This window comes from Duganella sp. AC237, from assembly GCF_979254035.1.
Genome location: NZ_CEEDEW010000003.1, coordinates 2,594,596 through 2,615,475, shown reverse-complemented (window position 1 = coordinate 2,615,475; position 20,880 = coordinate 2,594,596). Strand labels below are relative to the sequence as shown.

15 protein-coding genes are annotated in these 20,880 nt (G+C 67.0%); 6 read left to right on the top strand and 9 right to left on the bottom strand.

Going from position 1 to position 20,880, the window contains the following annotated elements; all coding sequences use genetic code 11:
- The first annotated feature begins 5 nt into the window (after positions 1-5).
- Complete coding sequence (locus AC0IYS_RS12025; RefSeq protein ID WP_471705353.1) at positions 6-518, top strand: ferritin-like domain-containing protein; 513 nt, start codon at positions 6-8, stop codon at positions 516-518.
- A gap of 105 nt (positions 519-623) precedes the next feature.
- Here AC0IYS_RS12025 and AC0IYS_RS12020 read toward each other — a convergent pair whose 3' ends face one another.
- From AC0IYS_RS12020 to AC0IYS_RS12000, 5 genes are all read right to left on the bottom strand, one after another.
- Positions 624-2,921 carry a Mur ligase family protein gene (locus tag AC0IYS_RS12020; protein ID WP_471705352.1) on the bottom strand — a complete coding sequence of 766 codons (2,298 nt, stop codon included), beginning with the start codon at positions 2,919-2,921 and terminating at the stop codon, positions 624-626.
- 38 nt (positions 2,922-2,959) lie between these two features.
- A complete protein-coding gene (locus AC0IYS_RS12015; RefSeq protein ID WP_471705351.1) occupies positions 2,960-3,922 on the bottom strand; it encodes a methyltransferase in 963 nt (320 codons plus the stop codon).
- Positions 3,919-4,218, bottom strand: a complete 300-nt coding sequence (locus AC0IYS_RS12010; protein WP_471705350.1) for a hypothetical protein — start codon at positions 4,216-4,218, stop codon at positions 3,919-3,921. Before AC0IYS_RS12010 ends, AC0IYS_RS12015 begins: the two co-directional genes overlap by 4 nt.
- Before the next feature lie 158 nt (positions 4,219-4,376).
- Positions 4,377-6,671, bottom strand: coding sequence for a response regulator (locus tag AC0IYS_RS12005; RefSeq protein WP_471708850.1), 2,295 nt, complete (start codon positions 6,669-6,671; stop codon positions 4,377-4,379).
- Positions 6,560-8,641, bottom strand: coding sequence for a sensor histidine kinase (locus AC0IYS_RS12000; RefSeq protein ID WP_471705349.1), 2,082 nt, complete (start codon positions 8,639-8,641; stop codon positions 6,560-6,562). The genes AC0IYS_RS12005 and AC0IYS_RS12000 overlap by 112 nt, the downstream gene beginning before the upstream one ends.
- A gap of 213 nt (positions 8,642-8,854) precedes the next feature.
- Between AC0IYS_RS12000 and AC0IYS_RS11995 the strand changes: the two genes are divergently transcribed.
- On the top strand, positions 8,855-10,933 hold the full coding sequence (locus AC0IYS_RS11995; RefSeq protein ID WP_471705348.1) for an EAL domain-containing protein: 2,079 nt from the start codon (positions 8,855-8,857) through the stop codon (positions 10,931-10,933).
- 12 nt (positions 10,934-10,945) lie between these two features.
- Here AC0IYS_RS11995 and AC0IYS_RS11990 read toward each other — a convergent pair whose 3' ends face one another.
- Complete coding sequence (locus tag AC0IYS_RS11990; RefSeq protein ID WP_471708848.1) at positions 10,946-12,040, bottom strand: hybrid sensor histidine kinase/response regulator; 1,095 nt, start codon at positions 12,038-12,040, stop codon at positions 10,946-10,948.
- A 792-nt stretch (positions 12,041-12,832) separates the two neighbouring features.
- Here AC0IYS_RS11990 and AC0IYS_RS11985 point away from each other — a divergent pair.
- Positions 12,833-13,225 carry a hypothetical protein gene (locus AC0IYS_RS11985; RefSeq protein WP_471705347.1) on the top strand — a complete coding sequence of 131 codons (393 nt, stop codon included), beginning with the start codon at positions 12,833-12,835 and terminating at the stop codon, positions 13,223-13,225.
- A gap of 74 nt (positions 13,226-13,299) precedes the next feature.
- Here the strand turns inward: AC0IYS_RS11985 and AC0IYS_RS11980 are convergent, their stop codons facing one another.
- Complete coding sequence (locus AC0IYS_RS11980) at positions 13,300-14,319, bottom strand: glycoside hydrolase family 53 protein (RefSeq protein WP_471705346.1); 1,020 nt, start codon at positions 14,317-14,319, stop codon at positions 13,300-13,302.
- Complete coding sequence (locus tag AC0IYS_RS11975) at positions 14,319-15,251, bottom strand: Gfo/Idh/MocA family protein (protein WP_471705345.1); 933 nt, start codon at positions 15,249-15,251, stop codon at positions 14,319-14,321. The genes AC0IYS_RS11980 and AC0IYS_RS11975 overlap by 1 nt, the downstream gene beginning before the upstream one ends.
- Positions 15,252-15,564: 313 nt before the next feature.
- Between AC0IYS_RS11975 and AC0IYS_RS11970 the strand changes: the two genes are divergently transcribed.
- The 3 genes from AC0IYS_RS11970 to AC0IYS_RS11960 all read left to right on the top strand — a co-directional run bounded on the left by AC0IYS_RS11970 (position 15,565) and on the right by AC0IYS_RS11960 (position 18,240).
- Positions 15,565-16,062: an FxDxF family PEP-CTERM protein gene (locus AC0IYS_RS11970; RefSeq protein ID WP_471705344.1), complete on the top strand. Its 498-nt coding sequence runs from the start codon at positions 15,565-15,567 to the stop codon at positions 16,060-16,062.
- Positions 16,063-16,270: 208 nt separating this feature from the next.
- A complete protein-coding gene (locus AC0IYS_RS11965) occupies positions 16,271-16,777 on the top strand; it encodes a hypothetical protein (RefSeq protein ID WP_471705343.1) in 507 nt (168 codons plus the stop codon).
- Between the two features lie 149 nt (positions 16,778-16,926).
- Complete coding sequence (locus AC0IYS_RS11960; protein WP_471705342.1) at positions 16,927-18,240, top strand: sugar MFS transporter; 1,314 nt, start codon at positions 16,927-16,929, stop codon at positions 18,238-18,240.
- 303 nt (positions 18,241-18,543) lie between these two features.
- Here the strand turns inward: AC0IYS_RS11960 and AC0IYS_RS11955 are convergent, their stop codons facing one another.
- On the bottom strand, positions 18,544-20,871 hold the full coding sequence (locus tag AC0IYS_RS11955) for a glycoside hydrolase family 2 protein (protein WP_471705341.1): 2,328 nt from the start codon (positions 20,869-20,871) through the stop codon (positions 18,544-18,546).
- Between the last annotated feature and the right edge of the window lie 9 nt (positions 20,872-20,880).

The window sequence follows — 20,880 nt, the reverse complement described above, 5'->3', positions numbered from 1 at the left end:
ACATGATGACGAATTCCGCAAACGAAAATCTGGTCGACTGGCTGCGCGACGCGCACGGGATGGAACAGCAGGCCGAGTCCATGCTCGAGGCCCAGGCCTCGCGGCTGGAACACTATCCGGCGCTGCGCGAGCGCATCGTCCAGCACATCGAGGAAACACGGTGGCAGCGCGAGCAGCTTGAGGCCTGCCTGTCCCGGCTGGGCAGCAGCCCCTCGATCATCAAGGACATGGGCGGCAAGATGATGGCGTTCGGCCAGGCCGTCGGCGGCATGTTCGCCAGCGACGAAGTTGTCAAGGGCGCCATGGCCGGCTACATCTTCGAGAACCTGGAGATCGCCAGCTACACGGCGCTGATCGCCGCCGCCGGCGTGGCCGGCGACACCCAGACGCAGGCCGTGTGCGAGGCCATCCTCAAGCAGGAGCAGGCGATGGCCGCCTGGCTGCTGCAAAACCTGCCCTCGACCACCACCGCTTTCCTGGTGCGCGACGCCACGCCAGGCGTCGAAGCCAAGGTCTGAACCAAAGACCGCGTAGGGCGGATTAGCGGAGCGTAATCCGCCATGAGCCGTCGACGGCTCATGGCGGATTACGGCGTTCCGCCTAATCCTCCCTACAAAATCGGGTCAGTCCGAGCCGCCGCCCAGTTGCGACTCGATCGCGGCGGCGCCCTCAGGGTCGATCGCGCGCACGCCCTCGATCAAGGTCGAGACAGCGGTGCCGCAGGCGAACACCAGCACATCACCTGCGCCGCATTGGCGGTAAGCGCCGCGCAACGCCTCGGCCGCGCCTCCAAAGGTTTGCATACTTACCGGCCGCGCGGCCGCCGAGCCCACGCCTTCGCCGATGACAGCTGCCGCCTCGCCCGCCGGCCGGCCACGCGCCAGCGACTCGTAGACGAACAGCACGTCGAACGCTTCTGCGCAGGTCTCGCCGATGCGGCGCAGGTCGGCGTCGCGCCGGTCGCCCGGCGACGTCACCACGCCGAACACACGCGCGCCCGGCGTCCGTGCCGCCATGCCGCGCGCCATCGCGCCCAGCGCCGCGTAGGCCGCCGGGTTATGCGCGTAATCGAGCACGATGTGGAAGTCGCGCACCGCGAAGATATTCGAGCGCAAGGGATTGGTCGCGGCGTCGGAAACGAAACTGGCCAGCGCCGCGGCGATATGCGCGGCGCTGAAACCGGCCGCGTATAACGCGGCGGTCGCCGCCAGGCTGTTGGCGATGTTATAGCGGGCCATGCCGCCGACGGTGGCCGGAATCGCGTCCGCGCCGATGACCGGCTGAACGGCGCCGCCGGCGCCCTCGGCCAGCACGATCGTCTCGTCCTGCAGCCACACGCCGCAGCCGCCGTCGGCCAGATGCGCGAGCAAGCTGGCGTTGGCCGGGTTCATCGAAAAGAAAATGGTGGCGGCGTCCGGCGCCAGGCGCGCGCGCGCGGCCACGCAATGCGGGTCGTCGGCGTTGAGCACAGCCGTTCGCGCGCCCGCGATCACCGTCGACTTGACGCGCGCGAGATCCTCGATGGTCTCCACGCCATCGAGGCCGAGGTGGTCGTCCGAGACGTTGAGCATGACGCCCACCGAGCAGGCGTCGAACGCCAGGCCGCGCTTGAGCAGGCCGCCGCGCGCGGTCTCGAGCACGGCGAAATCGACGTCGGGGGAACCGAGCACGGTGCGGTGCGACCAGTAACCGGTGCAGTCGCCGTGGCCGACCATCCGCTCGCCGATGAAGATCCCTTGGGTGGTTGTGTGGCCGGTGCGCAGCCCCGCCAGCCGGACCGCATGCGCGATCATCAACGTGGTGGTGGTCTTGCCGTTGGTGCCGGTGACCGCGATCAGCGGGATGCGGCCCTGGTCCGGCTGCGCCAGCATCAGGCGCGCCCGCGTGGCGGCATCGGCGACGTCGGCCGACGCGTGGCCGCCGCTGATGGCGGTCACCAGCGGCCCTACCCCGCTCTCGACGACGCTGACGCGCGCCTCGGCCAGTCCCAGCTTGGCGGCCGCGCCGGCGCACAGATGGCGCACATCGGCCGACGCGTGCAGGGCGCCGTCCGGGCCCACCGGCACGATGGCGAGCGGGCCGTCTTCAAAGCTGTCGATGACGACATCGCCACCGGCCGCGTGCACCAGCGCGAACGCCGCCGTCAGCTCGGCCTCGCTGGTGCAGCGCCATTGACGGTTGTCGCCGGTGACCTGGCGGCTCTTGACCACCGCCTGCCAATCGTAACGGCGGCCGACGCGCAGCGCGTCCTCGAGCCGGTTGACGGTGGTGCCGGCCGGGACCTCGATATTCGCCTCGACCATCAACGCCCGCGTCAACAGGCGGTCCCGCACGACGGTGTTGGTCAGCAGCGGCGTGTCGGCCACCGGCGCATCGACGAAGCGCCACTGCCGGCTGCCCCAGCCGAATTGGACGAGATCGGCGTGCTCGCTGGCGCGCAGCACGGGAATCCCAAGCGCGCGCGCCAGTCCCGCCAGTTCGCCGATGCGCGGCGGCAGCGCCAGACCGGCCGCCAGCGCGCGCAGCGCGGCCAGCGCCCCGGCGACATCGTAGATCTCGCCGCGCATGGCGGCGCCGACGATATCGAGCGAAATCGACAGCGCCCGCTGCGCCACGTGCTCGAGCGCGTACTGGATCACCACGCGGCGCCGCGCCGAACCGGGCGACAGCGCTTCGGCGTGGGCGAAATCGAGCGCGTGGCCGCATGCGCGCTGCAGTTGCAACGCGACCTGCGCCACCAGCTGGCCGACATCGGCGCTCGCCGGCGAAGGCAAAGGCGACGCCAATTGCCGCGCCACGGCGGCGGCGACGTCCGCCGGCGGCACATCGGTCGCATCGAACGCGATGGTCGCGACAATGCACGGAAAGCGGCTATACAGGTTGGCGCCCCGCAGCAAGCGCTGCCGTAATACCTTCATCATAAAACCTTCATCACAATATCTTCATCACAATATCTTCACTAAGCAGCACCCTTTCGGGCCAGCAGCATGACGGCGGCGATGCGGTCGACGCCGGCATAGGCCGGGGTATCGAGCTCCTCGCCAAACACGTCGGGATCGATTTCCTCGTACTTCCACGAAAGCCGCGCCGCTTCGAGCATGAGGCCGGCCTGCCGCAGGAACGGGTCCTCGCCGTTGTCGATCGCCACGCCGGTGTACAGCAGCAGGGTGCCGCCCGGCGCCAGCCGCGCGATCGCCGCCTCGACGATGCGCAGCGACAAACCTGCGCCCAGTTCGCCGCCACCGTGGCGGTAGGCGCGCTGTTCGGCGTCGAGCAGGTACGGCGGATTGGAGATGATCAGGTCGAACTCGCCGTCCAAGGCCGACAGCATGTCGCTGTGCACGCAGGCGACGTTGGCGGCGCCTGCCAGCCGGCTGTTGACCTCGGCCAGCGCCAGCGCGCGCGGATTGATGTCGACGGCATAGATCTGCGCCTCCGGAAAGCGCTTGGCCAGCATGATGGCGCCCGGCCCGGCGCCGCAGCCGATGTCGGCCGCGCGCCGCACGCCGGCGCCGGAACCGTCGCCGAGTTGGTCGAGCACCTGGCCGGCCGCGCGCACGAAGCGGTAGGTGTCCGGCCCCAGGAACACCGACTCGGCGTCGCCGGTCGGATAGGCGGAGTGAAAGTAAAGATGCTCGCCGATGGTCGAGGCGCGCACGGTGCTGCGCAGCATGCCGCCGTCGTCGCGCAGCACGCCCGCTTTTTGCATCTGCGACAGGATCGTCGCGTCGATCTGGTCGGCGGTGAAGGGCTTGCTCCAGCCGAAGATATCGCGCAGGCACGGCGCAGTCTGCCCGACCGGGCGATTCAATACGCGGCCGTGAGTGGCCGGTGTAACGGTGGTGAAGCGGTATCCGCGTTTGCGCAGCAGTGCGGCCAGCGCCAACATCTCGTCACCGGCTACCGTCGCAGGCAACGTCATTCGGCACCGGCGGCGGTGTCGGTCTGGGCGCCGGCGCGGCCCTGGGCCGAGGACAGGCGGAACTTGCTGCGGCGGTCGCCCATCAGGTCCTGCAAAGTGCGCACGCTAAGGCCGGTGGCCTCGTGGATGCGCACCAGTAGCGCGCCGCTGACCGGCATGCGGTGATGACGGATTTTACTGATCACGGGGGCCTGGATTTCCAGCAAGCGCGACAGGGCTGCGTCATTGCGCAGCTGCATTTTCGCCAGGATGGTGTCGAGCATTGCGTTCGGATCGTAGGGTTTGGGCTGAGACATGACAGACAACTCCTTGCTAGAAATGCTTTATTATCAACATTTTACTAGGCAAAACTAGAATTTTTCAATCGCGCGCGGCGGTAATTCGTCTTGCATGTGTGAGGCACCACACGATAGACGCATTTCCGTTACCGCTTTTGTCCGCCCCCGCGACCGCGTCAGCTATTTCGCTTGCGCTCGAGCTCGGTGAGCATGCGCAATATCTCGTCGAAACTGACCGGTTTGGTCAAATGGTGGTCGAACCCGGCCGCGTCCGTTTTGAGGCGGTCGGCGTCCGTGCCCCAGCCCGTCAGCGCGATCAAGGTGACCCCGTCCAAGGCCGGCGTCGCCCGCAACTCGCGCGCGACCTCGTAGCCGCTCATGCCCGGCAGGCCGATGTCGAGGAACACTACCTGCGGCAACAGCGCAAGCGCGGCCGCCAGCGCCTGCGGACCGTCGTGCGCCACCCCCACCGTATGGCCCTTGAACTCCAGCAACGCGGTCAGGGTCTCGGCGGCGTCGACGTTGTCGTCGACCACCAGCACCCGCAGGCTGCTGGCCGACGCCTCGTCGATGCGCCGCACAGCCGGGGCCGGCTGTGCCTCCGGCGCCGACAAGGCCATCGTCTCGGCCGCCAGCGACGGCGTCACCGGCAGGCGCAAGGTGAACGCGCTGCCCTGTCCGGCGCCGCCGCTGTGCGCGAAGACCTCGCCGCCGTGCAGCTCGACCAGCCGGCGCACCAGGTTCAGGCCAATGCCGAGCCCGCCTTGCGCCTGGCCCTCGCTGCCGGGCACCTGGGTGAACATGTCGAACACGGTCGGCAAGGCCTCGGCCGGGATGCCGACGCCGTTGTCGCGCACCGTCACCGTCAACTCCCCGGCCTCGACCACCGCCATCAACTCGATGGTGCCGCCGTCGGGCGTGTACTTGGCGGCGTTGTTGAGCAGGTTGCCGATCACCTGCGCCACGCGGTGCGCGTCCAGCCACACCGGCGGCGCGTTCGACGGCGCCGACACCAGCAGGCGGTGGGCTTTGGCATCCATCAGCGGCGTGCTGATCTCGACCGCGCCGCGCACCACCTTGTCCAGGTCCACCAGGCTGTGCACCAGCACCTCCTTGCCGCGCGCGATGCGCGCCAGGTCCAGCAAGTCGTCCACCAGATGCACCAGGTGGCCGACCTGGCGCTCCATCATCGCCCGCACGCGTTCGAACTCGTCGCGCGCCAGGTCGTGCGCGCGCATCATTTCCAGGCCGCTGCGGATCGGCGCCAGCGGGTTGCGCAGTTCGTGCGCCAGGGTCACCAGGAATTCGCGCTGCGCCTGGTTGGCCTGCGACAGCTCGGCCGTCATCGCGCGCAGTTCGTGCTCGCCGCTTTTCTGGTCCGAGACATCGAGCGTGACGCCGTCGAAATGGGCCACGCCGCCCTCCTTCCCCTCCGTGCGCTGGCACCAGGCGATCATGCGTATCCAGCGCGCCGTCGCCTGTGCCGCCGTGGACGCGACGGTCAGCGCAATGCGGAACTCGTCGTCGTAGGCCACGCCCTCGATCATCGCGCTATGGAAGTCGCCTTCGACGCGGGCCCGGTCCTCGTGGTGCACGCGCAGGTAGAACTGCGCCATCGTCACCGGCCCCTCGGCCGGCAGGCCGAATTGTTTGCGCAGCTGGGCGTTGGGCTGCATCAGCGACAGCGGCGCGTCGGCGTACCAGACGCCGATGCCGCTGGCGCGCGTGACGTTGGCGAAACGGTCCTGCAGCAGGCGCCGCTCGTGGACATCGACCAGCGTGCCGATGTGGCCGAGCAGTTTGCCGTCCTGGTCGAAACGCGGCGCGCCGGCGTCGATCATCCAGCGGAAGGCGCCGTGGCGGTTGCGCAGGCGGTAGTCGACGGAAAACGGCGCGGCCTTGCCGAAGGCGGCGCTGTAGGCTTCCTCCACCCGTGCGGCGTCGTCGGCGTGGATCAGTTCCAGCCAGCCGCGCCCCAGGTCCTCGTGCAGCGAACGGCCGGTGTAGTCGGACCAGCGCTGGCTCAGGAAATCGCGATGGCCGCTCGCGTCGGTGGTCCAGATCATCGCCGGCGACGCGTTCACCAGCGAGCGGAAATACTCCTCGCGCTGGCGCAACGCGATGGTGGCCTGCCGCCGCTCGCGCGCCAGCTCGATGTGGTTGCGGATGCGCGCCAGCAGCTCGTTGGCCGCGAACGGCTTGACCAGGTAATCGTCGGCGCCCGCCTCCAGGCCCTCGATCTTGGCCTCCTGTCCGGCGCGCGCCGACAGCAGGATGATCGGCAGGCCGGCCACCGCCGGGTGCTCGCGGATGCGCCGCATCAGGCCGAAGCCGTCGAGGCGCGGCATCATCACATCGCTCAGCAGCAGGTCGGGCGGATCGCGCAGGATGGCCTCCATCGCCGCCTCGCCGTCGGCGCAGGTCTCGACGATGTACTCGCGCTCGAGCAGCGTGCGCACGTAGCCGCGCATGTCCTGGTTGTCGTCGGCGACCAGGATGCGCGCGCGCGCCGCCGCGATGGGCGCCGGCGCCAACGCCAACGCGGGCGTGGCATCGCCGGCCGGGGGGCGGCCGGTTCGTCGGGCAGCCAGCGCAGCGCCTCCTCGACGAAGGCGGCGCCCATGCGGGCGTCGTCGTCGCGGTCCGGCAGCGCCACCACGTACTGCGGCGGCAGGTGCGCGGCGCCGAACGGAATGTCGACGTGGAAGGCGGTGCCGACGCCGACTTCGCTCTCGACGCCGATGCCGCCGCCGTGCAGGCGCACCAGCTCCTGGATCAGCGCCAGGCCGATGCCGGTGCCTTCATAGCTGCGCCCCTGCACACCCTCGACGCGGTGGAAACGCTCGAACACCTTGGGCAGCTCGGCCGCCGGAATGCCGCTGCCGGTGTCGCGCACCGTCAGGCGCGCCGTGCGGCCGTCGGCGCCGGGCGCCAGGGTCACCGTCACCGCGCCCGACAGCGTGAACTTGAAGGCGTTCGACAGCAGGTTGAAGACGATCTTTTCCCACATGTCCAGATCGACGTAGACCGGCGCGGCCAGCGCCGGCGTGTCGACGTGGTAGGCCAGGCCGGCCTTGTCCATCGCGGCGGTGAACACGCTGGCCAGGTTGGCCGTCAGCCGCGCCAGGTCGACCGGGGCGTAGCGGGCCTGCACCCGGCCGGCCTCGATGCGCGAAAAGTCCAGCAGCGAGTTGACCAGCTTGAGCAGGCGCAGCGCGTTGCGGTTGGTGAGGTCGATGCGCTCGCGCTGGCGCGGCGCCAGCGGTTCGCCGGCGTCGGCCAGCGCGTCCTCCAGCGGCCCCAGGATCAAGGTCAGCGGGGTGCGGAATTCGTGCGAGACGTTGGAAAAGAATGCCGTCTTGGCCTTGTCGATTTCGGCCAGCGCGGCGGCGCGGCGCTGCTCCTGCTCGTATGCCAGCACATTGCCGATGGCGGTGTTGAAGGCGGCGCGCAGCAGTTCATAGAAATTGCGGTAGTCGTCGTCGAGCGCGCGCCGGGCGCTCACGCCGGCCACCAGCATGCCGTAAGGCTGGTCGCTGCCGGCCACGAACAGCGGTAGCAGCATGGCGCCGGCCGGCGCTTCCGGATACGGCGCGCACTCGAAGGCGCCGAAGCGGCGCGCCAGGTCGTCGATGTGGCGGCCGTCGGCCAGCGCCAGCGCGGCGGCGAAATCCCAGCCATCGCCCGAGTCCGCGGCCACCTCGGCCGGCGCCAGCGCGCTGCCGGCGGGCAGGCCGGTGCACCCGCGCAGGCGCAGGCTGGCGGCGCCCTTCTCAGGCCCCGCTTCCACCAGTTCATACAGCAGCATGAACGGCACGTCCAGCGCCAGCGTGTCGCTGTCCGGTTCCATCAGCCCCGCCAGCTCGGCGATGGTGCGCGAGCGGGCGATGCGGCCGGTCAGGTCGCGCAGGTTCTGCGTGCGGCGGGCATTGAGCACCTGCGCCGTCGATTCGGTGATCGGGTGGAAAATGCCGCCGACATTGCCCGATTCGACCCGGATCGGCGAGAACGAGAACGTCATGAACGCTTCTTCAAGGTAGCCGTAGCGGTCCAGGAACATGCGCTGGTCGCGGATGTAGACACCCTCGCCGGCGTGGGCGCGGTCGAAGGCATCGCCCACCACCGGCAGCGCCGTGGCCCAGCAGATCTTGAACGGCGCGCCCATCGCCTCCGGATGCTTGGCGCCGCAGATCGGACGGTAGGCGTCGTTGTAGATCTGGATGTCGTCCGGGCCCCAGGCCACCAGGATCGGGAAGGTCGACGACAGGCACAGGCTGACCGAGGTGCGCAGGCTTTGCGGCCAGCCCGAGAGCGGCCCGAGCGCGGTCGCGGACCAGTCCATCGAGCGGATCAGTTGCCCCATTTCGCCGCCGCCGGACAGCCAGCTCAAATCGTCCGCAGACGCCGTCGCACCGGTCCCCGCCGTCACCTGCTGCACCATCTATCCCCCGAATGACTTGCCGCTGGCGGGCCACTGCCGCCGCACACCCGGCAGTATAACCGGACGGCGGCGCCCAGGCCTTTCGCCATTCGTTTCCGCCAACTTTCCGCCGATTCGCCCCCGTTTTACGTGTTCGTTTGCGTTTGATCAATTGCTTCTTCGAAAAAAGCACCAGTATTGAGTTGTATCAACGCGCTAGGTGACAGGATGAGCATGGATGAGCATGAATTGCGGTCGCGCATGGCGATCGACGCGGCCGGCATGGCCATTTGGGACGCCACCGTCGTCAATGGACGGGCGGTCGAGGGCACGATTCTGTGGTCGGCGCGCGGCGCCGCCATGATCGGCCTGCCCGCGCAGGAGACCGAGCAGCCGTTCCGGCGGTTCCTGGCGATGGTGCACGAGGACGACCGCGAGGCGCTGCTCGATACCATGCAAGGCACGATCGACGCGCGCGGCGACTACCAGGTCGGCTACCGGCTGCATTCGGCCGATGGCGCGCTGCGCTGGCTGCGCGCCCAGGCAAAGATATTATGCGACGACCAGGGCGCGCCGGTGCGCACGCTTGGGCTGATCTGGGACGTGAGCGCCGTGGTCGAGCAGGAACGCGTCGCCCGGGACCGCGAACGCATGGCCGAGGTGACCCTCGATTGCATCGGCGACGGCGTCATCACCACCGATCAATACGGCACCACCCGCTATCTCAATGGCGCGGCCGAGCGGCTGACCGGCTGGACGCGCGCGCGCGCCGCCGGCCGCGACGTCAGCGAGGTGCTGCCGCTCGTCGACGAGGCCGGCGGCCTGCCCATCGAGCACGCCGTCTACAAATGCCTGCTCAAGCGCGAGGCGGTCGGCCTGTCCGCGCACGCGATGATGGTCACGCGCGACGGCCGCCGCATCGCCGTCGAGGACACCGCCGCGCCGATCCGCCAGACCAACGGCGACATGCTGGGGGCGGTGCTGGTGTTCCGCGATGTCACCCACCAGCGCGCCCTGTCGAGCCAGCTATCCTGGCACGCCAGCCACGACGTGCTGACCGGCCTGTGCAACCGGCGCGAGTTCGAGCGGCACGTCGCCCACGCGCTGCACGTGTCCAAACACGACGACCACACGCACGCGCTGCTGTACATCGACCTGGACCGGTTCAAGCTGGTCAACGACACGGCCGGCCACGCCGCCGGCGACGCGCTGCTGCAGATCCTGGCCAACCTGCTGCAGGAGAAAATGCGCGACAGCGACGTGCTGGCACGCCTTGGCGGCGACGAGCTCGCCGTGCTGCTCGGCTATTGCAAGTTCGACCAGGCGCGCCTGATCGCCGAGGAGATCCGCCAGCTGGTCAAGGATTTCCGCTTCGTCTGGGACGAGCACAGCTTCGAGATCGGCGCCAGCATCGGCATGGTCGAGATCAGCGCCGACAGCAAGTCCGTCAGCGATTTGCTGGTCGCGGCCGACGAGGCCTGCTACATGGCCAAGGACCAGGGCCGCAACCGCATCCACGTCTATTCCGAGAGCGACGCGGCGCTGGCGCGGCGGCACACCGAAATGATGTGGGTGCCGCGCCTGAACGACGCCTTGCAGCACGACCGCTTCACACTGTATTCGATGCCGATCAGCGGCCTGCAGGGCAATCCGCAGCCCCACGAGGAAATCCTGTTGCGGCTCAAGGATGACGCCGGCGAGGTGATCCGGCCCGACCGCTTCATCCCGGCCGCCGAGCGCTACCATATGATGCCGATGCTGGACCGCTGGGTCATCCGCGCGGTGTGCCGGCATATCGCCGCAGCGCAGGCGGCCGGGACGCCGGGCAACGGCACGCGGCCGCTGTACGCGGTCAACCTGTCCGGACCGTCGATGAACGACGACAAGCTGCATCAATTCATCATCGACCAGTTCGTCGACCACGGCGTCGACCCGGCGCAGATCTGCTTCGAGATCACCGAGACGGCGGCGATCCGCAACCTGCCCAAGGCGCAGGAGCTGATGGCGCGGCTCAAGCTGCTCGGGTGCCGGTTTTCGCTCGACGATTTCGGCAGCGGCCTGTCGTCGTTCGGCTATCTGAAATCGCTGCCGGTCGACTTTCTCAAGATCGACGGCTCCTTCATCCGCGGCATCGCCGAAAACCCGGTGCACCGGGCGATGGTCGAGGCGATTCACAAGGTCGGCCAGGTGATCGGCATCCAGACGATCGCCGAGTACGTCGAGGACACGGTCACCCTGGATGTGATCGGCAGCATCGGCATCGACTTCGCGCAGGGCTACGCGGTCGGCCGCGAACGCGCCCTGCACGGCTAGACGGGCGGCCCGTCACCCGGTCACGCTGGCCGCCCGTTCCAGCTCCTCGGCGCTGGCCGGCTTGGTCAGGTGCAGGTCGAACCCGGCCGCGGCGGCCCGTTCGACATCCTCCTTTTGCCCGTAGCCGGTCAGCGCCACCAGCTTTAGCGGCGCGCCGCCCTGCGCGCGCCGCATCGCCGCCGCCAGCGCGTAGCCGTCCATGTCCGGCAGGCCGATGTCGAGGATGGCCACCGCCGGCGCGTACTGGCGGAACTGCGCCAGCGCCGCCTCCGCGCTGTGCAGCACGCGCACCTCGTGGCCCAGCTGTTCGAGCAGCGCCGCGCCGGACGTGGCGGCGTCGACGTTGTCGTCCACCAGCAGCACGCGCACCCCGGCGCTGGCGCCGCGCGGCGCGTCCTGCGGCGCGTCGGCCGCCGCCTCGCTCAGCGGCAGCACCACCTCGAAGCGGCTGCCCCGGCCAGTACCGTCGCTGTCGGCCGTGACGGTGCCGCCGTGCAGCTCGACCAGCTTGCGCACGATCGCCAGCCCCAGTCCCAGCCCGCCGGTGCGGCGCTCCAAGGTCTGCGGCGCCTGCATGAACGGTTCGAACACCCGCGCCAGCAGGTCGCGGCCCATGCCGATGCCGTTGTCGCTGACCACCAGGCGCGCCTGGCCGCCGTCGGCCGCCAGCGACACGCGCGTGTCGTCGCTGCCGAAGCGCACCGCGTTCGACAGCAGGTTGTTGAGCACCTGGGTCAGGCGGCTGTCGTCGCCGCGCACCCACAGCGCCGGCGGCGCCGACAGCGTCACCGGCTGGGGCGAAGCGGCCACCGCGTGCCGCACCACGTCGGCGAAATTGACCTGTCTGGCGTCGATGCGCAGTTTGCCCGAGGTGATGCGCGAGACGTCGAGCAAGTCGTCGACCAGCCGCCGCAGGTGGTTGGTCTGGCGCCGCATCACGGCGCGTTCGCGCCGCGCGCCCGGCTCGTCGCGCATGTCCATCAGGTCGAGCGAGGTGACGATGGGGCTGAGCGGGTTGCGCAATTCATGGCCCAGCACGGCGAGGAACTCGTCCTTGGCGCGGCCCGCCTCGCGCGCCCGCGTCAGCGCCGCCTCCTGGTTTTCCATCGCCCGCTGCAGCGAATCGAGCAGCAGCGCCCGCTCGCGCTCCTGCGCGGCGCGCTGGCGCTCGGCCTCCTCCAGCGCCGCGCCGATCAACTGGAATTCGGCGATGCGCGACGGCACCACGGTGACCGGGGCGCCGGTGCCCAGCGCCGCCGCCCCCGTTTGCAGCCCTTTGATGGTGGTGACGATGCGCGCCGACAGCAGCGAGGCGATGCCGATGCAGGCGCCCAGCGAGACCAGGATGCCGGCGCCGTAGACGGCCAGGCGCTGGTAGGCGGCCGTGCGCAACTGCTCGGCCGGCTGTCCCACCACCACCGTCCAGCCGTAATGCGACAAGGTGGTGTAGGCCGAGACCACCTCGTCGCCCTCGAGCGTCGCGGCGGTGCCGACGTTTTCGGACTTGGCGCTGCCGATCAGTTGCATCAGCGACGCGCTGGGCACGCCGGCGACCGTGCCTTCGTGGTTGCGCGAGCGCGCCACGATCTTGCCGGCGGCGTCGATAATCGAAATGACCGAGCCCTCCGGCATGCTCTGGCGCTGGATCATCTGCACGATGCGGTCGGGCCGGATCACGGCGGTGAGCGTGTACAGCGCGCCGTCGTCGTCGATCACCGGAATGCGCACCGGGAACGCCGCGCGGCCTCGTGACCCGCGCAGGATGTGGCCCACCACCGGCTGGCGCGTGGCCAAGACCCGTTTCAGGCTTTCGGTATCGACCACCCTGGGCGGCGCCGCGCCCCGCCTCGCCACGGTATTGAACAGCACGTTGCCCTTGTCGTCCGTCAGAATCAGGGCTTGCCATTCGGCCTGGGCCTCCGCCAGCCCGAACGCGACATCATAGAAACCGTCGATGTCGCCGGCCATCAAGGTCGGTGCGCGCGCGGCGCTGGCGAGCATGGCGACCGAGGCGTCGAGTTCGGCGTCGGCCGCGCTCGACAGCGCGCGCGCCAGGTCGAGCATCGATCTTTCCTGTTCCCGCAGTTGATACTGGCTGGCCGCGTGGATGCTCCACACACCCAGCAAGGCCATGGGCAGCAGTCCGATCGCGGTCAGGATGATAAGCAAGTGCCGAAGCGACAATGTTCGCTTGGTGAGAAAAGACATAGAAAGCGTGATGGATGGATCGAACTTGCCAATCTACATCAAAGCAAACTAAACGGGGGCGTGGCGCGTGAAAAAAACAAATGATGGATTACTGCCACGTAATCCATCATGAGTCATCATGAGCCCTCATGAGCCCTCATGAGCCACCAAGAGGCGCCCTAGTCCCGGAACGCGTCCATGATTGCGGTCGGCTTGCCGCTGTTGTCGAAGGCGCCCATCGGATATCCTTTCCAGTTGTAAGCCTGCGGTTCCCAGTAGAACGCGCCGACGCCCTTGCCGTGGTCGACCTGGCGCACCTTGGCGATCAGGTCGGCAATGATGGCCTTGCCCTCCGGATGGTTCCATGGCGCGCCGACCTCGGCCAGCATGACCGGCTTGCCGTAGCGGGCGGCCAGGTCGTTCATGTTGTGCTGGCAGGCCGCCGTCGCCGCCCGCCAGTCGACACCCTTGACGGTGGTCGGATAGGCGGATGCGCCGATCACGTCGAACTTGCCGCCGTTGGCCAGCAGGCCGTCGACATTCCAGCGGAACTGGCGGTTGTCGTGGCAGTTATCGATATGCACGATCACCTGCGCATCCGGGAACACTTGCTTCGTAGCATCGTAGCCGCTGGCGACAAAGCGCGCGTAGTTCTTCATATGCGTACCGGCGGCGCCTTCCGGCCACAGCATCCCGTGCGTGGTTTCGTTGCCAACTTGCACCCATTCCGGCGTGATGCCGGCATCGCGCAGCGCCGCCAGCGTGCTGCGGGTATGCTCGCCGACGGCCTTGGCCAACTGCGCGACGCTGTAGCCCTTCCAGGCGGCCGGCTTGAATTGCTTGCCCGGATCGGCCCAGTTGTCGCTGTAGTGAAAGTCGATCATCAGCCGCATGCCGGCGGCCTTGGCGCGCCCGGCCTTGGCCAGCACGTCGGCCAGGCCGTTGTAGCCGTCGGCGGGATCGACCCAGACGCGCAGGCGCACCGCGTCCATGCCCTGCTCCTTGAGCGTGGCAAACAAATCCTGACGCTTGCCGTCGCGGTTGAGGAAGGGACGGCCGGCCGCCTCCATTTCGGTGATCCAGCTGATATCGGCGCCTTTGGCGAAGCCGCCGGCGGCCGCGTGGGCGGCATTATGCTGCATTGCGGCCAGCAGCAGGCCCGCCGCCAGCGCCGCGGCGCGTCGTGTGATGGCGGCCATCAATCGTGGAACGCGTCGACGACCTTGCGTTTGCCCAGCATGAAGGCGTCGGCCACGTGGCGCAGCGGCGCCACGTCGACATCCGAGCGACCGGTTTTGACCAGCTCGGCGAAGCGGCGGTACAGCGACGGGTATTCGGCTTCCTTCTCGAGCGGCTGTTCCGCGCCGGCGATCCACAGGCGCGCGCCGCCGTCGCTGAGCTTGACCTCGCCCTGCGCGGTGCCGACCACGATGTCCCAGCTCTGCTTGCCGGTCTGGCGCCAGTCGAACTCGGCGTCGACGGGCACGCCGGCGGCGTTCTTGAAATGCAGCGCGGCGGCGATCGGCGCGTCGCGGTTTTCCGGGAATTCCAGGGTGGCGCCGGTCAGGAACACCAGCGACGGCAGGATTTCGGTAACGATCGACAAGGCGTTGATGCCCGGATCGAACACGCCCAGGCCGCCAGCCTGCCAGATCCAATCCTGGTTCGGATGCCAGTGGCGCACATCCTCCTTCCAGGTCACCTGCATATGAATAGGCGGGTGCTCGGCCAGGTAAGCCTTGGCCGGCTGCACCGCCGGCGCGTAGCGCGAGTGCCAGCTGGTAAACAGCGACACGCCTTTGGCGGCGGCCAGCGCCTCGAGGTCGGCCACTTCCGACAGGGTGGCGCCGGGCGGCTTTTCCAGGAACACGTGCTTGCCGGCAGTCAACGCCACGTGGGCGGCGGCGTAGCGGTATTGCGGCGGCATGCACAGCGAGACCGCTTCGATCTCCGGCATGGCGGCCAGCATGTCCTCGATCGACTTGAAACCCGGAATGCCTTCAATGGTGTTGTTGCGGCTGGCCGAGGCGACCAGCGCGAAATCGGTGTTGCCCGCGATCGCCGGCACGTGCTGGTCATGGACGATTTTGCCCACGCCGACGATGGCAAGTTTGATTGGTGTGAGTGACATAAATAAGCATCTTTCTTAAAGGTGGGCTGCGTGCCGAATTACCTGCGACGCTATCCTAAAACGCGCTCCGCCACGCAACCAATCATTTTTATCGTTGTAAATATACTCAAATGACATGACACCTGCCCAGCTGATTTGCTGCGCCGCAACAGAAAGTGACGCGTCCGTACAACTGATGTGTAAATAAGTGAAAGCAAGTGTAAAAACGATAAGTATGTGGTTGAAATTGCAAATCAAAGGATGCTATTATGAGCCTCAGTTACACCCAACCCCTGATGCACCCGATACCCCCCTACCTTCGCCGAGGATTAATATGAAATTAAAATCTGTTGTTGCAACCGCCGTGCTCGCCGCCGCTTCGTTTAGTGCGTCGGCAACCGCCTATGACTTGGGCATCCTCGATCCAACCGGTTTCGATACCCTGTTCGGCTCGTCGATCAAGTTCGGCGCCAACGCCGCCATCAACGACACCTGGAGCTTCACGCTGCTGGAGCCGTCGAGCACATCGTTCGCGGCAGTCCAGACGTTTGCCGTCACCCAAGGTTCGATCAGCAATTTCGCAGCTGTGCTGAACAGCACCAGCTTCGGTCTGGTCGGCGGCGCCGGTTCGCAGACCCTGAGCTGGAACGGCCCACTGAGCGCCGGCACCTACAGCGTCAGCATCACCGGCACCAGCGGTCTGGCTGGTGCGCGCTACGGCGCCACCGTGTCGGCCATCCCAACGCCTGTGCCTGAGCCAGAAACCTACGCCATGATGCTCGGCGGCCTGGCCCTGATGGGTGCGGTCGCTCGTCGTAAAGCGAAGAAGTAATCAGCGAGGAGGGCCAACGCGCCCTCCAGCAGCATACCGGCGCGCCGGCAGACCATCCCCTCGATGGCCTGCCGGCGCGTTTTTTTGCGTCTCCGATTTTTTCAGGCGGCCTCGCCTGTTATTGCCCAGCATATGCTGCTTAGCGAACATATGGCACGGCCCTATCACCTTACAATTAAGCAATAACTGAAACTTGTAAGGATACCCCATGAAGAAGCTCCTGACGGCCTTCGGCGCGATCCACGCGCTGATCGCGTTCCTGTTCGCGGCCGCCGCACTGTTTCTGATCGCCATCAGCGCGCGCATTGGCTGGGACGCCGCCACCGGCGAGATCGGCCTTGCCGCCGCCCAGCAGGTGATCGAGGCGATCGGCATCCTGGCCGCCGCCGTGGTGGCGCTGCAAATCGCCGAGACCATCATCGAAGAGGAAGTGGTGCGCGACGCCGACATCAGCGCGCCGACCCGGGTGCGGCGCTTCCTGTCGCGCTTTTTCGTCGTGGTAGTGGTGGCGTTGGCGATCGAGGGCCTGGTGGCGACCTTCCACGCCGTGCATGACGACCTGGCCGGCCTGGTGTACGTGGCGGCGCTGGTCGGCAGCGTCGGCGTGCTGCTGGCGGCGTGGGGCGTGTTCGTGCACCTGAACCGCTCGGCCGAGGAACTGGAGCCCGAAGCGATGGAAAAAGCCCAGTCGGAAGACCACAAGGTGCAGGCCTGAAACAGGCTTGCAGCCCGCATTTTTACCAGTACTACGATCTGGTGATATCTGCCATATCGAAAAAGATATAGGACATTGTTATTTATTCATTGGCAAGATAACGGGATTGGCTCTACCATATTCCTCCCGCTTGTTGGAAAGGAAAGATTATGGCAGCGCCAATTTCATCTGCTCGCACTATGGAGACGACCTCGTCTCCCGTTGTCAGCTACCGTGCGACGATGTCGCTGCTTGCAAGTTTGTTTTTTACGTGGGGTTTCATCACGGTAATTAACAATACGCTGCTGCCGCATCTCCGCAGCGTATTTGACCTGAACTACACGCAAACGACGCTGATTGAATCCGTCTGGTTCATCGCTTATTTCGTCGCCTCGATCCCGTCCGCGCGCCTGATCGAGCGCATCGGCTACAAGAAATCGATGGTGGTCGGTCTCGGCATTATGGCCGCCGGCTCGCTGATGATGATCCCGGCGGCGCGCCTGCCGTCGTATCCTGTCACGCTGTTCGCGCTGTTCGTGATCGCCTGCGGCATCGCCCTGCTGCAAGTGGCCGCCAATCCCTACGTCGCCGTCGTCGGTTCGCCGCAGACCGCCTCGTCGCGCCTGAACCTGGTGCAGGCGTTCAACTCGCTCGGCACCACGTTCGCGCCGCTGTTCGGCGGCTACCTGATCCTGGGCCGCTCCAGCTCGGGCACGCTCGAAGCCGGCCAGGTGCTGACCCAGGCCGAGCGCCTGGCCGACGCCCAGGCGGTGCAACTGCCGTATCTGATCGTCGCCGGCGTGCTGATCGTGCTGGCCGTCATCATCGCCCGCTTCCCGCTGCCGGAAATGAAATCGTCCAGCACCAGCCGTGCAACCAAGGAACAGCGCGGCAAGCACTCGCTGTGGCGCCACCGCAACCTGGTGTTCGGCATCCCGGCGATCTTCATTTACCTGATCGCCGAAATCGGCGTGGCCAACCTGTTCATCAACTTCGTCTCGCAGCCTGAAATCGGCAACGTCAACCACCAGACCGCGTCGACCTACCTGTTCATCCTGTGGGGCGGCATGATGATCGGCCGCTTCGTCGGCGCCGCGCTGATGCGCACCGTCTCGGCCGAAACCGTGCTGGCCGGCGCCAGCATCGGCGCCGCCATCGTGATGCTGATCGCCACCTTCACCACCGGCCACGTCGCTATGTGGGCGCTGATCTCGGTCGGCCTGTTCCACTCGGTGATGTTCCCGACCATCTTCACGCTCGGCATCAAGGGCCTGGGCCCGATGACCGAGGAAGGCGCCGGCTTGCTGATCATGGCCATCGCCGGCGGCGCGCTGGTGGTGGTACAAGGCTGGCTGGCCGACATCTACGGCCTGCAGATGTCCTTCCTGCTAACCGCGCTGTGCGAAATGTATGTGCTGTTCTACGCGCTGTGGGGCTCCAAGGCCACCAACGCCTTCCCGGACGAGACAGCCAGCCCGACCTAAGCTGGACACGGTCGCCGCCTTCCCGCGCGGCGATCAGGACCAAGGCCGATGCCGACGTTTAACCACGTTCGCATCGGCTTTTTTTCGCCCGCACCCCATCGCGTCCGGCGCGGCTACGCGGCCGCCAGTGGCGGCCATCAGTGCGAGATCTGCGACCCGCCCTCCGGTATTGCATGCGGACGACCGGCCCTTCGTGGGAGAATGCCGAAAACGCCGGGGGAGCGCACGGCTGAGCGGCGCGATGGGTTCAGGCGAAAAAAACCGGCTTCCTTGAAAGCCGGCTTTTTCGTAGGAACAAACGGATTAGAGACGGCCGCGCAGCGATCCCGCTTCGGCGTTTATAGAACCCTTGGCACCCTTCACGCGCACCAGCACGCTGGCGATGCCGGCTTCGGTCGTCGCCACGCTCGGGCCGACGATCTCGTAGCCTTCAGCGGCGGCGAAGGTCACCGACTTGCCGCTGTCCGGCACCACGGTGCCGTTGGCGTCGAGCAGCTTGGCGCGGATGAACACCAGGTCGCCGTCGGTCGACCTCACCGCCAGGTCATCCACCGCGATGCCAAGCTTGACCGGCTCGGCCGGCGTCTGCACGACATGCTCGGCCACCTTGCGGCCCTTCAGGTAAGCCACCGCCTTGAGCGTACCGGGCTGGAACTGGCCGGCGTCGAACTCCAGCGGCGGATGCGCCAGGTTCGGATGCGTCGTCGACGGACCGCTCTTGACCTTGCCCAGGCTCTTGCCGTTCAAGAACAGCTCAACCTCGTCGGTGTTGCTGAACACGCGCACCTGCGGCAGCGAATCCTTGGTCCAGTGGCTGGCGATGAACACCATTGGCCCACCGCCCCATTTCGCCGATGTCTCCGACGCGCTGCGCTGTGAGCGGAAAAACTCCGCCGAGAACTTCGGCAGACGGTCGATGCTCATGACGCCGGACGACTCCAGGTCCGGCGCGTAGCCGCGGCCATAGTCGAACATCACCCAGTAGCCGTCGGCCACGGCGCCGGTCTTGAAGTTGTCGTCGTGCGACTCGGCCAGGTTCTTCGCCTGCTGCAGCAAACGGGTTTCGCCATCGGTCAGCAATTGACGGCTGCTGCGGTCGGCCTCTTTCAGGTCGCCCCACGCCGTTTGATTAAAGCCGGCGTTCATCGCATAGTATTCCCAGTCGCCGTATTCGGAGACGATCAGCGCCTTGTTCGGCAACGGCTTTTTGTCCTCCAGCCGGTGCTGGCGCGCTTGCAGATACACGTCGTAGGTCTGCGGCACCCAACCGGCGGAATAGGCCTGGTCGCCCGGATACTCCTGGTGCACGGTCTTATGCAGCTTGTCGATCAGTTGATCGGGCATCTGCGTTTCGTTCAGCGAGCATTCCCACGCCAATACGCTGGGGTGGTTGCGGTCGCGCCGCACCATGTCGCTGCAGGTTTTCAGCACCTGCGTGGCGAACGCCGGATCGGGATTGAAGTACTGCCAGCCCGGAATACCCGGCAACACCATCAGGCCCAGTTCATCGGCGGCGGCCATGAAGGCCGGCGAATGCGGGTAGTGCGACAGGCGCACGTAATCGAAGCCGGCGCGCTTGATCAGCAGCGCGTCGCGGTAGTCGGCCTGCGGCGACAAGGCGTAACCGACGTACGGGAATTCCTGGTGGCGGTTCACGCCGCGCAGGAAAGTCTGTTCGCCGTTGATCAGCAACTTGCCCTTTTCAAGCGCGATGCGGCGGATGCCGGCGCGGGTGGTGACCACGTCCTGCTGCCCCTTGCTCGAGACGGTGGTTTGGATCGCGTACAGATTCGGCGACTTCGGCGACCACAATTGCGGGCGGTCGACCTTCAGGTCGCGGGTGACGTGGCGGCATTCGCCGGCGGCCAGCTCGATCTTCCCGGTCCCGTCGGCGACGCGGGCGTTCTTGAACAACAGGCGCTGGCCCAGTTGCGCGGTGCGCGCTTCGGCGGCGGTGTTGCACACTTCGGCCTTCACGCGCACGATGGCGGACTTTTTATCGGCCTGCGGATAGGTGACGAACACGCCGCCGCCCGCCTCGGTATTGGACAGCATTTCGTCGCTGATATGCACCGCCGGCTTGATGCTCAAGGTGACGTCGCGGTAGATGCCGCCGTACTGGATGTAGTCCAGGTCCTTCAGCGGTTTCGGGCCGGTGACGGCGTTGTCTTCGTTATTGATGCGCACCACCAGCTCGTTGGCGCCGCCGGCCTTCAGGTGCGGCGTGACGTCGTACGAGAATGGCAGATAGCCGCCCAGGTGCGTGCCGAGATGCTTGCCGTTGACCCAGACGTCGGCGACGTTCATAGCGCCTTCGAAGCGCAGCACCGCTTGCTCGCCGGGAGCTACCTTGGCGTCGAAGCTTTTCTTGTAATAGGCGCTGCCCTGCCAGGAGTTGACCGGGATTTTCGCTTCGAGGCGGGCGGTGTGCGGCAGATCGACCTTGGTCCAGGCGCCCGGCGCGACCTTGTCGACGGTGTCGGCGGTCTTGGCGTCGTCGCGGTAGAAGTCCCAGGACTGATTGAGGCTGGTGGTGGCGGCGCTGGCCGCCGAACTCACCGCCAGTGCCAGCAAACCGATGGTCGGGAAGCCCCGCGCCTGCTTGTGTAGACTCGAAATAAAACTGGTCATAGTGCGTGG